This is a genomic window from Nonomuraea jiangxiensis (assembly GCF_900099965.1).
GTDB classification, from domain to species: domain Bacteria; phylum Actinomycetota; class Actinomycetes; order Streptosporangiales; family Streptosporangiaceae; genus Nonomuraea; species Nonomuraea jiangxiensis.
The window spans coordinates 303,858-319,150 of record NZ_FNDJ01000012.1 but is presented as its reverse complement, the minus strand read 5'-3'; the positions used below and the strand labels follow the sequence as shown (position 1 = coordinate 319,150).

Below are 15,293 nucleotides of genomic sequence, written 5' to 3'. Positions count from 1 at the left end.
AACTCACCAATTACCGTTGATACAGGAAGGAAGCGGATGCTCGGGCGGGTGCAGGACGTAGGCGATGCCCCCGCTGCCCGAGCTCCTGAGCCATACGTTCTCGAACGCCGCCCGCGGATAAACCCGGCGCACGCCGGCCTCGGCGGGCGCGGCGGGGTCGTTCACCACGACGTCGCCGGCGGCGGTGAAGCCGGTGACGACCAGGATGTGCCCGCCGGTGGAGTAGCCGGCCCCGGGCAGCTCGTGCGCCTTGAACGACTGCGACGTGATGACCGGGATCCCGGCCCGGACGAACAGCTCCAGCTCCGCCGCCGACCGCAGCCGCGTCACGAACCCGGCCAGCCCGAACCGCCCCGCGTACGCCACGTTGAACGGCCAGTTGCCGGTGCCCTGGTAGCTCTCGTCGTAGGTGCCGGCGGCGGCGTGGTCCACGACCGGCGCCGGGTCGCCGGCGCCGACCCAGGCCAGCTCGGCGGGCGCCGGGCCGCGGCCCCAGAAGCCGAGCACCATGGCCACCGAGGCCGGACCGCACCAGTTGGCGCCTCCGCCGTCGTAGCGCGGGTGGTGCCCGGCGTGCGCGTGCTGCGAGAGCCGGGGCACGGCCAGCTCCACCGGCCCCGCCCCGCCGGGGGCGCTCGGCGTGACCGGGAGCCGGGGCAGCGCCGAGGCCATCACGCCCAGCCCGGTCACGCGGGCGCCCACGCCGTGCCGGACGACCCGCACCTGGTAGGCCACCACCGGCCGCCTGGCCACGAACGTGTCCACCGCCACGTCTCCATCCTCGTCGCCCTGCCCGGGCACCGAGGTACGGGGGTCGCCCTGCTCGGACCAGCGGCCCATGACATACCACTTGGTACGCTCACCGCCCGCCGTCGTGGCCCGCAGCGCGACCTCGATCCAGGAGCCCGGCGGGGTCCGCGCCGTCCACGAGGGGACGAGCTGGGTGGCGGGGAAGCCGATCGGCCGTTCCCCGCTCGTCCACCGGCCGGCCGTGGCGGGGCCGGCGGGGAGGGCGAAGCGGGTGAAGCTGACGCGGGCCAGATCGACGGTGAGCACCGGCACCATTGTGGTTTCGTACTCCATGTCGCACATCGGATGGTTTACGTAAAGCCCGATTGTGTCGGTGCCGATCTTTAAAGTTCGGGGCATGACTCACGCGACTCAGGCGTATTCCTACGCCGGGCCCTCGACACTCGCCGACGGCAGGCTCGGCCTCTCGACCTCCGGCGGCACGGCGTTATCCGGTCCCCAGACGCATCCCCGCTTCTTCAGCGGGCTGCTCTCCCAGGCGGCCCCGGCCGCGGCGGGCCTGCTGGCGGTGGCCGACGTCGCCCTCGCCCGCTATCACAAGCCTCGGCCGGGCTGGACCCGCGACCCGGTGGTGACCTGCGACGGCGGGCGGCTCAGGTTCGAGTCGTTCTCGGCGTGCGGCGGCGTCTACGCCCGGCTCGACGTGCTGGAGCTGGAGGGCGACGTGCTCGACCGGGGCACCACCAACGTCGACGTCAACGGCCCGCTGCGTGAGGCGCTGGCCCGGGTGGGCGGCCGTGACCCGCTGCACCTGGGCGTCGGGCCCGACGAGCTGACGGTGACCACGCTCGACGGGGCCGTGGTGGAGAAGAAGGTGCCGCTGCCGACGCGATGGCTGCGCGGGTTCGCGGAGGTGCAGGTGATCGCGGCCGGGTTCGACCTGCGGGCCGAGCTGTCCGGGCCGCACGCCGTACGGTTCCTGCGCTCCCTGCCCCGCTCGGCCCGCGCCACCGTGTGGGCCGTGCCCGCCGGTCGCGACCTGCGTGTGTCCGCCACGCCCGGGCGCGGCGGCGTCTGCCTGTCGGGCGCCTCCCGGGTGACCACGCTGATGCCGCTGCTCAGGTTCGCCAAGGCGCTGCGGGTCTACGGCCCGGCCGACGGCTCGTCCACGGCCAGCGCGTGGGAGCTGGAGCTGCCCGGCATGCGCTACACCCTGGCCGTCTCGCCCGAGCCGTGGCGCGGCTTCTCCGGCGAGGGCGCCGTGCTCGCCGACCTGGCCACCGACGAGGCCGCGGGCGACGCCGACGTGGTGGGCATGCTGCTCAACTTCGAGCCCACGGTCGAGCTGGGGCTGCTCGCCGACCGCTCCGGCCTGCCCATCGGGCGCGTACGCGCCGCGCTCACCCAGCTCGGCACCGCCGGGCGGGTGGGCTACGACCTGCACGAGGCCGCCCACTTCCACCGGGAGCTGCCCTATGACAGGGAGCAGGTGGCCGAGCTCAACCCCCGGCTCACCGCGGCCAGGGCGCTGGCAGGGTCCGGGGCCGTGCGGCTGCTGGACGGGGGTGACGCGGCCGAGGTGACGACGGACGGCGGGGTGCGGCGGGTCCGCGTCACCGAGGGGGAGTGCACGTGCCCGTGGTGGTTCGACCACCGGGGGTCGCGCGGGCCCTGCAAGCACGTGCTGGCCGCCAGGATCGCGGCGCGCGTCGCGGTCGAAGCGCCAGTGTGACCGCCCGTGACCGTCCGGGGCCGCGCGGCGTGATCGGCCGGCCTGGTGGGCCGTGCGGCGTGATCGGTCGTGACGTCCGGGGCCGTGCGGCGTGATCGGCCGTGTCGTCCGGCCTGGCGGGCCGTGCCGTGTGGTCTGACCGGCCGGGTTGTTCGGCGTAACTGGACGCGCCGTCCGTGGTTGATCGCCGTGTCGTCGGGTGCGGCGCCGGGCCCAACAGGGGCGGGACCGGCGCCGGTGGCGGCCGAGGCGGAGGCGGAGGCGGAGGTGGAGGCGGAGGCTCGCCCGCGCCTCCGCCGGGCGGCGTCAGAGGTAGAGGCCGGTGGACTCCTCGCCCTGGGGCGGGGCGGGGAACTCGCGGCCCGCGCGCAGGGCGTAGAGCTGGGCGAGGGTCGCCCCCGAAGGGCCGACGCCCTCGGTGGTGCCGAGCCAGGCCACCGCCTCCTCCCTGGTCAGCGGCCCGACCTCCACCTGCGCCAGGCAGCGGCCCGGCCGCACGACCGCCGGGTGGAGGCGGGTCAGGTCCTCGTTGGTGGTGATCGCCACCAGCACGTCGCGGCCCTGGCCGAGCAGCCCGTCGGTCAGGTTGAGCAGCCGGGACAGGCCCTGGCCCGCCTGGGCCTTGGCGCCCGCGCTGATCAGCTCGTCGCAGTCCTCCAGCACCAGCAGCCGCCACCGCGGTGTGTCCTCGTCGTCCGTGTCGTAGCCGACCGCCACCTCCATCAGGTAGCCCGGCTCGTCGAACAGCCGCTCGGGATCGAGCACGCAGTCCACCTGGCACCACTCCTGCCACTGCCTGGCCAGCGTGCGCAGCAGCGTGGTCTTGCCGGTGCCGGGCTGTCCGTGCAGGAGGATGAGGCGGCCGCTCACGTCGCCGGGGGTGATCGCCATCAGCCGGTCGAGCGCCGGGCGGACCTTGGCCGAGTAGTTCGCGCTGACCTCGCTCCAGGGCTGCGCCGTGATCGGCTTCTCCGAGCGGGTGCCCCCGTGCATGCCGCGCCACCAGAACCCCATCTCGACGTGGTCGGCCTCCGGCATGGGCTCTTCCGCGCCGTCGATGCTCTCCGTGAGGACCGACTTGGCCAGGTCCTCGTTCACGGCCGTGACGCTGACGGTGGCGGTGCGGTTGCGGTGGCGCACGACACACAGCGTCCAGCCGTCACCGCCGATCAGCCGCGACTCGGTGCCGTCCTCGACCCGCGCGGTGCGCAGCACGCGCCCTTCGGCGGGCCGCAGCGCCGCGTCAGGGCGTACGCGTGCCAGATGGGCCAGCCGCGACCACGGCTGGGCCCCCGTCGCGAACGGCGACAGCGCCATGGCGTCGATGACGTCGATGGCGGAGTCGGAGTCGTCGATCCAGATGTTCATGGGAAGCTCAGAGGAGTCCCGGTTGGGGAACGGCACCTCCCTGATCACAGACATAAGGTCAATGATCTACTTCAGCGGGTCGGATGTCGAAGGGTTTTGGCCGACAAAATCGCGGTCAGCCCTTCCTGAGGGTGCCGGTCTGGGTGACGAGATCCAGGCCCGGCACGTCCCGCCAGAGGTAGACGAGCGTGTCGTCCTTCAGCGTCAGCCAGATGGTGCCGGCGATGCAGTTGCCCTCGTTCTGCCCGAGGGAGAAGGTCAGCCGCTGCGGCTCCACCTTGGTCAGGGTGATGGTGCCCGTGCAGTCGCCGTCCTGGTTCTCCTCGGACCAGGACGCGCTGGACTCTCCCTCGTCGAGCTCCACCGTGTTCTCGGCGCCGTCGGCGTCCAGGGGATTGGTACTGGTGGTGTGTCCCGACCACTTGCCCTCGTAGGCGGCCGGGATCTTCAGGTCACCGGCCGGGGTGGTGGGCCCGGTCGGGACGGGCGTCGCCGTGTGCGTCACGGGCGGGGACTCCGAAGGGTATTCCTGCGGGGTCGCGGGTGCCGTCAGGGTCTGCGGCGGGGCCGCCGAGGACGTGGGGGTGCCGTCCCCCATGGTCGGGGTGCGGGTGGCGTAGAGGGCCGCGCCGCCCGCCGCCAGGGCCACCACCACCGCCACCCCTCCGATGAGCAGCCCCCGGCCACGGGGACGTGCCGACGTCTCGGTGGTGGCCCCCACCCCCCGCTGCGGGCCGGTGAGGGCCTCCTGCGAGGGCGGCCCGCCGGACGGCGTCCCCACAGGGCCGTGCCGTGGCGGCGGCCCGCCGTGGAAGGACTGTGAGGGCGGTCCGCTGGGGACGGGCTGTGAGGGCGGCCCGCCGGAGGATGTCCCGGTGGCCGATGGCGAGGGAACGCCGGACGGCGTCCCGTGAGGGCCGACGGGGCGGGGCGGGGCTGCATGGGGCGGCTGGGTTCGATGTGGTGTTAGGGGGGCAGGCGTGTTGGGGTTGAGCAGGGCGACGATCAGCTGCTGGGCGGCCGGTCGCCGTAACGGGTCCTTGGACAGGGCGGCCCCGATCTGCGCCCGCAGGCGCGGTGGCAGGGCCGACAGGTCCGGCTCCGCCTGCAGCACCCGGTGCAGCACCGCCGGCACGGTGTCGGCCCCGAACGGGCTCACACCCGTCGCCGCGTACACCATCGAGGCCGCCCACGCGAACACGTCGGAGGCGGGCGAGGCGGGCGAGCCGCCGATCTGCTCCGGCGACAGATAGGCCGGCGTGCCGATCAGCCCGGACGTCATCGTCGCCGCCCCCTCGGCCCTGGCGATGCCGAAGTCCACCACCCGGGGCCCGTCGGGGCCGAGCAGCACGTTGGCCGGCTTGAAGTCGCGGTGCACGATCCCGGCCGCGTGGATGGCCGCCAGCGCCGTGGCCGTGCCGACCGCCAGCCGCTCCAGGTCGCCGCCGCGCAGGGGGCCGCGCTCGCGGACCCGGTCGGCCAGCGACGGGCCGTCGACGAACTCGCTCACCACGTACGGGCGCGGCCCGTCGGCCGAGACGTCGAGCACCCGCGCCGTGCAGAAGGAGGCGATGCCCTCCAGCGCGTCCAGCTCCCGGGCCAGCCTGGCCCGCGTCTCCCTGTCACCCGTGCTCAGCAGCTTGATCGCGACCGGCTCCCCGGAGGGGGAGTGGGCGAGATAGACCACGCCCTGTCCGCCCTCGCCGAGCCGGCCGGCCAGCCGGAAGGCACCCAGCGACGCCGGGTCGTCCGCAGTCAGGGGGGTCGCCATGGCCGATACGTTACCGGTCGCCCTGCGGAAGCGAAGATCCCCCGGTACCTTGTACCGCTGGGATAAATCACTCCTTACGTGGAGGTATCGGGGAAGTGTCGAAGGTCACGGTCCGCGAAAGACTGCGGTACTGGTTCGACAACACCATGTCCAGGGGGACGGCGTCGCTGATCGGCTGGCTGGCGGTGGTGTCGGTGGCGCTGATCGTGGTGGTGGCGGCGCTCACCCTCTGGCTGGCGCCGAACGAGCCGGACGGCGTGACAGGCGCGGGGCATGTGTTGTGGATCGCGCTCATGCACGCGTTCAGCCCGGCCAAGATCTCCAGCGACAAGGGTTCCATCGCGTACATGGCGGTGATGTTCGCCGGGTCGCTCGGCGGGCTCTTCATCGTGAGCCTGCTCGTCGGCCTGCTGTCCAACGGGCTGAAGGAGAAGGTGGACCGGCTGCGCCGGGGGCGCTCGCGCATCGTCGAGTCCGGCCACACGGTGGTGCTCGGCTGGTCGGACCAGATCTTCACGATCGTGGCCGAGCTGGTCAAGGCGCACGCCAGCCAGCGGAGCTCGGCCATCGCCATCCTCGCCGAGCGCGACAAGCTGGAGATGGAGGAGGACATCCGCGAGCACGTGGGCGACCTCGGCAGGACGCGGGTGGTCTGCCGTACCGGACGTCCCACCGAGCCGCACGACCTCGCGTTGATGAACCTCGCGGCGGCCAACTCCGTCGTGGTGCTCTCGCCCGACAAGGAGGACCCGGACGCGCACGTCATCAAGATCCTGCTGGCCCTGGCCAAGCGCGAGGGCTCCCACCCGCCGGTGGTCGCGGCGCTCGCCTCCAGCCGCAACATCGCCGCCGCCCGCCTGGCCGGCGGCCCCGACGTACACCTGGTCGACTCGGACGACACCGCCTCCAGGCTGATCGTGCAGTCCTCGCGCCAGTCCGGCATGTCCGTCGTCTGCATGGACCTGCTGAACTTCGACGGCGGCGAGATCTACCTGCGCACCCCCAAGAAGACCGTCGGCATGACGTACGGCGACGCGCTGCACGCCTACCAGACCGCCTCCGTGATCGGCCTGCGCCGCCCGTCCGGCATCGTGCTCAACCCGCCCATGGACACCGTCATCACGGACGAGGACCAGGTCATCGTCATCGCGCACGACGACTCCCACATCAGCCTGGCCGCCGGCATGCCCTCCGTGGACGAGTCCGCCATCGTCATGGCGCCCGGCGTGCCCACCGAGCCGGAGCGCACGCTCCTGCTCAACTGGAACGGCCGGGCCGAGCAGATCGTGCGCTACCTGGACGGGTACGTCGCCCCCGGTTCGGTGCTGGAGGTCGCCGCCGACCACCCCAAGGCGGGCACGAACCTGGCGGGCCTGCGCAACCTCACCGTGAACGTCAAGGACTGCGACACCACCGACCGCTGGGCCCTGGAGTCCCTCGGCATCGGCCTCTTCCAGCACGTCATCGTGCTGTCCGACGACCGCTTCGACCCGCACCACTCCGACACGCGCACGCTCATGACGCTGCTGCAGCTCCGCGACATGCAGAGCACGCTCGGCGAGCACTACTCGATCGTCAGCGAGATGCACGACGAGAACAACCGCGCCCTGGCCGAGGTCACCGAGGCCGACGACATCGTGATCAGCGACACCGTCATCGGCCTGCTCCTCGCCCAGCTGGCCGAGAACCGCCACCTCGCCGACGTGTTCGCCTACCTGTTCGACTCGTGCGGGTCCGAGATCTACCCGCGCCCGGCCACGTCCTACGTCAGGCCGGGCACGAAGGTGACGTTCTCCACGGTCGTGGAGGCCGCCCGGCGCAGGGGCGAGACCGCCATCGGCTACCGCAACGCCCAGGCCAGGAACGATCCCCCGCACTACGGCATCGTCCTCAACCCCGCCAAGGCCGAGCCCATCGTGCTGGACGAGGGTGACTCGGTGATCGTGCTCGCCGAGCGCTGAATGTGTGGGTTGCCGGATAAGTTAGCGTTTGGCCGTGAGGACCATCGATTGGGTCGACGGCGCCGTGGAGCTCGTGGACCAGACCCTGCTGCCCGGCAAGTGCGTGATGCTGCGCATCCACACCGTCGAGGAACTGGTGGACGCCATCCGGCGGCTGGCCGTGCGCGGTGCCCCCGCGCTCGGCGTGGCCGGTGCGCTCGGAGTCGTGCTCGCCGACGGTGACCTCGCCGCGATCGCCGCGCTCCGCGCCGCCCGGCCCACCGCCGTCAACCTCGCGTGGGGCGTGGACCGGGCGGCCGCGCACCTGTCCGGGGGCCGCGAGGCGGTGCTGGCCGCCGCGCTGCGCGTGCGCGACGACGACATCGCCGCCTGCCGGGCCATGGGCGAGCGCGGGGCCGACCTGCTCGAAGGCGACCGGCTGCGGATCATGACCGTCTGCAACACCGGCGGGCTCGCCGCCGTCGAACGTGGCACCGCGCTCGGCGTCGTGCAGACGCTGCACGAGCGCGGGCGGCTGGCCGAGGTGCTCGCCCTGGAGACCCGCCCGCTGCTCCAGGGTGCCCGGCTGACCACCTGGGAGCTGGCCAGGATGGGCGCGCCGCACCGCCTCATCGCCGACTCCGCCGGGCCGTACCTGCTGGCCAAGGGGCAGGTCGACGCGGTGCTCATCGGCGCGGACCGGATCGCCGCCAACGGCGACACCGCCAACAAGATCGGCTCGTACGCCCTCGCGCTCGGCGCGGAACGGGCCGGGGTGCCGTTCGTGGTGGTCGCGCCGGAGTCCACGATCGACCCGGCCACCCCGTCCGGCGAGCACATCGAGATCGAGGACCGGGGCGCGGAGGAGATCGTGACCATCGGGGGGACCCGGCTGGCCCCCGAGGGCACACGGGCGCTGAACCCGGCCTTCGACGTGACCCCGCACGACCTGATCACCGCGATCGTGACGGACCAGCGGGTGATCAGGCCGTAGCGGAAAATCCCGATCCCGGGGACCCACCGGCACTCCGCGCGTTACGCTCAGTGTTCGCGATATCTACTCTCGGAGATCACCGTGGCCATTGACCTGGTGTTAAGACGTGACTGGAACGCCCGTTCGCCGCGTGGCGACTACACACAGCTCGAATCCACCAAAGGCGTGAAGGTGCACTACACGGGCGGCAGGGTGGACCCGGGCATCGTCTCCGACCATGGCGGCTGCGTGGACCTGGTGCGATCCATCCAGGCTTACCACATGGACGGCAACGGCTGGATCGACATCGCCTACTCCTTCGTCGCCTGCCCGCACCGCATGGTGTTCGAGGGACGAGGGCTGCACAACCTGCCCGCCGCCAACGGCCCGGGGCTCAACGCGGGCCACTACGCGGTGCTCGGGCTGGTCGGCAACGCGGGGCTGGTGCAGCCGCCCGACGAGCTGCTGCACGCGATCCTCGACGCCATCCAGTACACCCGCGAGCACGGGGAGGCCGGCAAGGAGATCAAGGGGCACCGGGACGGATACTCGACCGACTGCCCCGGCCAGCCCCTCTACACCTGGGTCAGGCGGGGCGCGCCCCGGCCGGCCGACGGCGGGCCGGTGCCGGACACACCCCCGGACACACCCCCGGACACACCCCCGGACACACCCCCGGACAGGCCCTCGGCCCCGCCGTTCCCCGGCCGGCTGCTGCGCTATCCGCCGGTGACGCGCGGCGAGGACGTACGCACCTGGCAGCGGCAGATGCGGGCACGCGGCTGGGAGCTGGCGGTGGACGGCGCGTACGGGAGCGAGTCGCGTGAGGTGTGCCGGCGTTTCCAGCGCCGACAGCAGGTGCCCGACGACGGGATCGTGGGGCCGGTCACCTGGCGGCTGACCTGGGAGGCGCCGTCCTGACCCCACCCGGTTGTGAGGATGGCCGCGTTTCCACCTACTATCCGAATCATGGAACTCGCATCGGGTTTCGCGTCCATCACCCGAGACGACTGGCGCGCGCTGGCGGTCGAGGTGCTGCGCCGGTCCGGGGTCGATACGGACTCGCCGGAGGAGGCGCTGGCCGGCGCCACCTATGACGGGATGACGGTCGCGCCGCTCTACGACCCGGACGACCTGCCGGGCGATCCCGGCCTGCCCGGTGCCTACCCGTTCCTGCGGGGGTCCCGGGCGGTCGCCGGATGGGACGTACGGCAGCGGCACGCCCTGCCCGACCCGGAGGCCGTGCTGGCCGATCTGGAGGGCGGCGTCACCTCGCTGTGGCTGGTCGTCGGGCCCGGGGCCATCCCGGTGGAGTCGCTGGGCGCGGTGCTCGCGGAGGTCTACCTCGACCTGGCGCCCGTCGTGCTGGAGGCCGGGGAGCTGGCTGAGGAGGCCGCCGAGGTCCTGTTCGGCCTGGCCGCCGAGCGCGGCGTCGCGCCCCGCGGCAACCTGGGCGCCGCGGGCGCCCTGGGGCTCCGGCTGGCCCGCCGCTGCCTGGCGGACTTCCCCGGGCTGCGGGCCGTCACCGTGGACGCCACTCCCTACCACGACGCCGGCGGCGGCGACGCCGACGAGCTGGGCTGCTCGATCGCGCGGGGCGTCGCCGAGCTGCGGGTGCTCACCGGCGGCGGGCTCTCCGTGGCGCAGGCGCTGGACCAGATCGACTTCCGGTACGCCGCCACCGACGACCAGTTCGCCACCATCGCCAAGCTGCGGGCCGCGCGGCGCCTGTGGGCCAGGGTCGCCGAGGTGTGCGGGGCCGCCGAGCACGGGGCGCAACGGCAGCACGCCGTCACCAGCTCGGCCATGATGACCACCCGCGACCCCTGGGTCAACCTGCTCCGCACCGCCGTGGCCTGCTTCGCCGCCGGGGTGGGCGGGGCCGAGGCGGTCACCGTGCAGCCGTTCGACGCCTGCCTCGGGCCGCCCGACGCCTTCTCACGCCGTATCGCCCGTAACACGCAGTCGCTGCTGCTGGAGGAGTCCGGGCTGGGGCGGGTGATCGACCCCGCGGGCGGCTCCTACTACGTCGAACATCGCACCGCCGAGCTGGCCGAGCGCGCCTGGGCCTGGTTCCAGGAGATCGAGGCCGCCGGGGGGATCGAGGCGGCCTCCGGGCGGGTGTCGGAGCGGCTGGCCGCCACCCGCGCCCGCCGCGACGCCGACATCGCCCACCGGCGCTTCCCGATCACCGGCGTGAGCGAGTTCCCGAACATCCACGAGACCCCGCTCCGCCGCCCGCCCGCCGTGGAGCCCGGCCCGCAGGCGGCCCCTTCCCGGACCTCCACGGACGGCCCGCCGAAGGTGCGGTACGCGCGGGCGTTCGAGGACCTGAGAGACCTCGCCGACGCGCAGCCCGAGCGGCCCAAGGTGTTCCTGGCCACCATCGGCCCGCTGGCCGCCTACACGGCCAGGGCGTCGTTCGCGGCCAACCTGTTCGGGGCGGGCGGCCTGGACACCGAGACCGCGGGCCCGGGCGCCGACCCCGAGCAGATCGCCACCGCCTTCGCCGTCAGCGGCTCCCGCGTCGCCTGCCTGTGCTCCACCGACAAGCTCTACGCCCAGCACGCCGCCGCCGTGGCCACCGCGCTGGTCCGGGCGGGCGCGAGAAAGGTGTGGCTGGCGGGGAAGGGTCACTACGAAGGCGTGGACGCCAACCTCTACGCCGGTTGCGACGCCCTGGCCGTGCTCCGCGAGACCTTCGACGACCTGGAGGTGACCCGATGATCCCGGACTTCTCCGGCGTTCCGCTCGACACCCGGCCCGCCAAGGACGCGGAGCCGCCGGCGGGCGAGGTCTGGGAGACCCCCGAGGGAATCGGCGTCAAGCCGCTCTACACGGCCGGTGACCTCGACGGGCTCGACTTCCTGCACACCTATCCGGGCGCCGCCCCCTACCTGCGCGGTCCCTACCCCACCATGTACGTCAACCAGCCGTGGACCATCCGGCAGTACGCCGGCTTCTCCACGGCCGAGGACTCCAACGCCTTCTACCGGCGCAACCTGGCGGCCGGGCAGAAGGGCCTGTCGGTGGCGTTCGACCTGGCCACCCACCGGGGATACGACTCCGATCACCCGCGGGTGGCCGGGGACGTGGGCATGGCGGGGGTGGCGATCGACTCGATCTACGACATGCGGCAGCTGTTCGACGGCATCCCGCTGGAGCGCATGTCGGTGTCCATGACCATGAACGGCGCGGTGCTGCCCGTGCTCGCCCTCTACATCGTGGCGGCCGAGGAGCAGGGCGTCGCGCCGGAGGATCTGGCGGGGACCATCCAGAACGACATCCTCAAGGAGTTCATGGTCCGCAACACCTACATTTATCCGCCGGGACCGTCGATGCGGATCATTTCGGATATTTTCGCTTATACGAGCGAGAAGATGCCGAAATTTAACTCGATCAGCATTTCTGGCTATCACATCCAGGAGGCCGGGGCCACCTGCGACCTGGAGCTGGCCTACACGCTGGCCGACGGGGTGGAATACCTGCGCGCCGGAGTGGCCGCGGGGCTGGACATCGACCGGTTCGCGCCGCGGTTGTCGTTCTTCTGGTGCATCGGCATGAACTTCTTCATGGAGGTCGCCAAGCTCCGGGCCGCCCGGTTGTTGTGGGCCAAGCTCGTGTCCGGGTTCGATGCCAGAAACCCGAAATCGTTGAGCCTCCGTACGCACAGCCAGACCTCCGGCTGGTCGCTGACCGCGCAGGACGTGTTCAACAACGTGACCCGCACCTGCGTGGAGGCCATGGCCGCCACCCAGGGCCACACCCAGTCGCTGCACACCAACGCGCTGGACGAGGCGCTCGCCCTGCCCAGCGACTTCTCCGCGCGCATCGCCCGCAACACCCAGCTCCTCCTGCAGCAGGAGTCCGGCACGACCCGGGTGATCGACCCCTGGGGCGGCTCCTACTACGTCGAGCGCCTCACCCACGACCTCGCCGAACGCGCCTGGGGCCACATCCGCGAGGTCGAGTCCGCCGGCGGCATGGCCAGGGCCATCGAGGCGGGCCTGCCCAAGCTGCGCATCGAGGAGGCGGCCGCCCGGACCCAGGCCCGCATCGACTCCGGCCGCCAGCCCGTCATCGGGGTGAACAAATACCGCGCGGACGCCGACGAGGACATCGAGGTGCTCAAGGTCGACAACAGCGCCGTACGCGCCCGCCAGCTCGACAAACTGGCCCGGCTGCGGGCCGAGCGCGACGACGACGCCGTCCGGCGGGCCCTCGACGCGCTCACCAAGGCCGCCGCCGACCCCGCGCCCGGCCTGGAGCACAACCTGCTCAAACTGGCCGTGGACGCCGCCCGCGCCAAGGCCACGGTGGGCGAGATCTCCGACGCGCTTGAACGGGTGTTCGGGCGGCACGCCGAGCAGGTACGTACCATTTCTGGGGTGTACCGCGACGAGTCAGGCCCGGCCGCCGACGTCGAGCGCGCCCGCCGCGCCTGCGCCGACTTCGAACGGGCCGAGGGCCGCCGGCCGCGCATCCTGGTGGCCAAGGTGGGCCAGGACGGGCACGACCGCGGCCAGAAGGTGATCGCCACCGCCTTCGCCGACCTGGGCTTCGACGTGGACGTCGGCCCGCTGTTCCAGACGCCGGAGGAGGTCGCCAGGCAGGCGGTCGAGGCCGACGTGCACGTGGTGGGCGTGTCCTCGCTGGCCGGCGGCCACCTCACGCTGGTGCCGGCGCTGCGCCGGGCGCTGGCCGACCTCGACGCCTCCGACATCATGATCGTGGTCGGCGGCGTCGTCCCGCCGGGCGACCACGACGAGCTCCGGGCGGCGGGCGCCACCGCGATCTTCCCGCCGGGCACCGTGATCGCCGACGCCGCCCTCGACCTGCTGACCCGGCTCCGCCACCGGTAGGCAGGCCCCGGCGCCGGGCAGGGCGGATGGTGAGCCTGGCGGTCAGAAGGCGGTGCTCTCGCACGTCGTGATCGAGACGGTCCGCTGGAGGGCGGTGGGGGCGGTGATCCGCAGCGTGACCTCGTGGGTGCCGCCGCCCAGGCTCGTGAGGAGGGCGCGGGGCGGGGACAGGTAACGCCGGCCGTTCTCCGGGATGAGCGCCATGGCGCGCCTGGTGGCCGTGCCGTCGATGATCCAGGCGTAGGTGAGGGTGAGCGGGCCGCCCGTCCGCTGCACGAGCGCCCGGAGCGTCACCTCGCCGGCCGCCCAGCAGTCGCCGTCCCTGGTGCCGCTCGCCCGCAGGCTGACGAGCCTGAGCCGGTCGATCCCGCCCGTGGTGGTGGGCACGGCGCCGGAGGTGTCGCCGGACTGGGGGACCGTCGTACGCCCCCGCTCCGGCGATGGGCCGGGCGTCGCGGCGGGGCCGGTCGCGGGAGCGTCGCTCCTGGTCTTCGGGGTGGGGGCGGTGGGCGTGAGCCACACGATGGCACCGGCCAGGGCGAGCACGGTCACGGCCGCCACGGTCACGACGAGCACGGTCTTCAACCGGCGCCTGGGCCTCGGTCCCGGCGCGGGAGCCCCGGCCTCGTCCGCGTCCCCGGCCGCCTCGACCGGGACCGCGGGCGCCACCATCACCGCGACCGGGGACTGGCCCGGCACCACACCGTCGAACCGGGCCATCGGCTCGGGCCGCTCCTGCTCGAACCGGGCTATGGGTTCGGGGCGTTCCGGTGGCTTGGATGGGGAGGCGAGGTCGGACAGCGCCGGTAGCGGTGCGGTGGCCTGGGCGGGGCTCTCGTGCGGGTTCGTACGCGACGGCAGGTACGGCCCTGCGCCCTGCGTGTGGCCCTGTGCGGGGCTCTGATGGGGGGTCTGGTCCCGGCCGCCCAGGGACAGGTCCTGGGGCTGGGGACGGTCGGCGCGCCGGCGTCCGGGGAGGGGGCCGGCGGAGGGTTGAGGGTGGGAGGCGGTGTGGTCGGGGGTGAGGTCGGGGACCTGGTGCCAGTTCGGCAAGGCGGCGGCGGTCTCGGGCCGGGGCGCGGCGGGGGCATGGTGGCGGAGGGGAGCGGTGAGATGGAGGAGGACGTCGCGCATCGCGGGGCGGGTGGCCGGGTCCTTGGCCAGGCACGCCAGCACCACCTCGCGTAACGGCGACGGCGGCTCACCGATCTCCGGCTCGTCGTTCAGGATGCGGTTGATCACCACGGGCAGCGAGCCGTCCCCGAACGGCGGCACCCCCGTGGCCGCGAACACCACCACCGACGCCCACGCGAACACGTCCGCCGGCGCCCCCACCGCCCTGCCCGCGAGCTGCTCAGGAGCCATGTACGCGGGCGTGCCCACGATGGTGCCGGTCGCCCTCACCCCCGAGCCGAGCGCCCCCGCGATGCCGAAGTCCACGACCCGCGGCCCGTCGGCCCCCAGCAGGACGTTCGCCGGGGTGAGGTTCCCGTGGAGAACGCCGGCCTGGTGGATGGCGTCCAGCGCCGTCGCGGTCGCCACGGCCAGCCGCCGCGGGTCCGCCTCGCGGCACGGGCCCGCCTGCTGCAGCGAGGGCCCGTCCACGTACTCCGTGACGATGTACGGGCGGCCGCCGGTCGAGGCGTCCAGCACCCGCGCGAGGCAGAACGGCTCGACCGTCCGCGCGCCGGCGATCGCCCTGGCCAGGCGCTCGGTCACGGCGATCCCCTCGTGCAGCACCTTGACGGCGACCGGGGAGCCGTCGCGCGCCTGGCCGAGGTAGACGACACCGTGGCCGCCGGCGCCGAGCCGCCCGACCAGCCGGTAAGGTCCCGCCGCTGCCGGGTCGCCCTCGCGAAGCGGTTCGACGTTGGGCATAAGGGGAGTGACTCCTGTG

The 15,293-nt window shown here is 73.2% G+C and carries 10 protein-coding genes; 6 read left to right on the top strand and 4 right to left on the bottom strand.

Annotated features, from left to right (window positions below):
* Positions 1-3: 3 nt before the first annotated feature.
* Positions 4-1,083, bottom strand: a complete 1,080-nt coding sequence (locus tag BLS95_RS26850; RefSeq protein ID WP_245765295.1) for a C39 family peptidase — start codon at positions 1,081-1,083, stop codon at positions 4-6.
* A 64-nt stretch (positions 1,084-1,147) separates the two neighbouring features.
* Here BLS95_RS26850 and BLS95_RS26845 point away from each other — a divergent pair, with 64 nt between their 5' ends.
* Positions 1,148-2,482 carry an SWIM zinc finger family protein gene (locus BLS95_RS26845; protein ID WP_090936890.1) on the top strand — a complete coding sequence of 445 codons (1,335 nt, stop codon included), beginning with the start codon at positions 1,148-1,150 and terminating at the stop codon, positions 2,480-2,482.
* A gap of 306 nt (positions 2,483-2,788) precedes the next feature.
* Here BLS95_RS26845 and BLS95_RS26840 read toward each other — a convergent pair whose 3' ends face one another.
* Both BLS95_RS26840 and BLS95_RS26835 read right to left on the bottom strand, forming a co-directional pair.
* A complete protein-coding gene (locus BLS95_RS26840) occupies positions 2,789-3,904 on the bottom strand; it encodes a DUF5925 domain-containing protein (protein WP_090936887.1) in 1,116 nt (371 codons plus the stop codon).
* A 61-nt stretch (positions 3,905-3,965) separates the two neighbouring features.
* A complete protein-coding gene (locus BLS95_RS26835) occupies positions 3,966-5,621 on the bottom strand; it encodes a serine/threonine-protein kinase (protein ID WP_090936884.1) in 1,656 nt (551 codons plus the stop codon).
* A gap of 95 nt (positions 5,622-5,716) precedes the next feature.
* Here BLS95_RS26835 and BLS95_RS26830 point away from each other — a divergent pair, with 95 nt between their 5' ends.
* From BLS95_RS26830 to scpA, 5 genes are all read left to right on the top strand, one after another.
* Positions 5,717-7,582: a CASTOR/POLLUX-related putative ion channel gene (locus tag BLS95_RS26830; protein WP_090936882.1), complete on the top strand. Its 1,866-nt coding sequence runs from the start codon at positions 5,717-5,719 to the stop codon at positions 7,580-7,582.
* 34 nt (positions 7,583-7,616) lie between these two features.
* A complete protein-coding gene (mtnA, locus tag BLS95_RS26825; protein ID WP_090937138.1) occupies positions 7,617-8,555 on the top strand; it encodes an S-methyl-5-thioribose-1-phosphate isomerase in 939 nt (312 codons plus the stop codon).
* Positions 8,556-8,636: 81 nt separating this feature from the next.
* Positions 8,637-9,455: a peptidoglycan recognition protein family protein gene (locus BLS95_RS26820; RefSeq protein ID WP_090936879.1), complete on the top strand. Its 819-nt coding sequence runs from the start codon at positions 8,637-8,639 to the stop codon at positions 9,453-9,455.
* Between the two features lie 48 nt (positions 9,456-9,503).
* Positions 9,504-11,261 (top strand): methylmalonyl-CoA mutase family protein, encoded by a 1,758-nt coding sequence (locus tag BLS95_RS26815; protein WP_090936876.1) that lies wholly within the window; start codon positions 9,504-9,506, stop codon positions 11,259-11,261.
* Positions 11,258-13,396 (top strand): methylmalonyl-CoA mutase, encoded by a 2,139-nt coding sequence (gene scpA / locus BLS95_RS26810; RefSeq protein WP_090936873.1) that lies wholly within the window; start codon positions 11,258-11,260, stop codon positions 13,394-13,396. The genes BLS95_RS26815 and scpA overlap by 4 nt, the downstream gene beginning before the upstream one ends.
* Positions 13,397-13,438: 42 nt before the next feature.
* Here the strand turns inward: scpA and BLS95_RS59135 are convergent, their stop codons facing one another.
* Positions 13,439-15,274, bottom strand: a complete 1,836-nt coding sequence (locus BLS95_RS59135; RefSeq protein WP_090936870.1) for a serine/threonine-protein kinase — start codon at positions 15,272-15,274, stop codon at positions 13,439-13,441.
* Between the last annotated feature and the right edge of the window lie 19 nt (positions 15,275-15,293).

What these genes read in the sequence shown, in the direction of transcription:
- BLS95_RS26850 (WP_245765295.1), bottom strand. Translation starts at nt 1,083, where the DNA reads ATGGAGTACGAAACCACAATGGTGCCGGTGCTCACCGTCGATCTGGCC.
- BLS95_RS26845 (WP_090936890.1), top strand. Translation starts at nt 1,148, where the DNA reads ATGACTCACGCGACTCAGGCGTATTCCTACGCCGGGCCCTCGACACTC.
- BLS95_RS26840 (WP_090936887.1), bottom strand. Translation starts at nt 3,904, where the DNA reads ATGTCTGTGATCAGGGAGGTGCCGTTCCCCAACCGGGACTCCTCTGAG.
- BLS95_RS26835 (WP_090936884.1), bottom strand. Translation starts at nt 5,621, where the DNA reads ATGGCGACCCCCCTGACTGCGGACGACCCGGCGTCGCTGGGTGCCTTC.
- BLS95_RS26815 (WP_090936876.1), top strand. Translation starts at nt 9,504, where the DNA reads ATGGAACTCGCATCGGGTTTCGCGTCCATCACCCGAGACGACTGGCGC.
- scpA (WP_090936873.1), top strand. Translation starts at nt 11,258, where the DNA reads ATGATCCCGGACTTCTCCGGCGTTCCGCTCGACACCCGGCCCGCCAAG.
- BLS95_RS59135 (WP_090936870.1), bottom strand. Translation starts at nt 15,274, where the DNA reads ATGCCCAACGTCGAACCGCTTCGCGAGGGCGACCCGGCAGCGGCGGGA.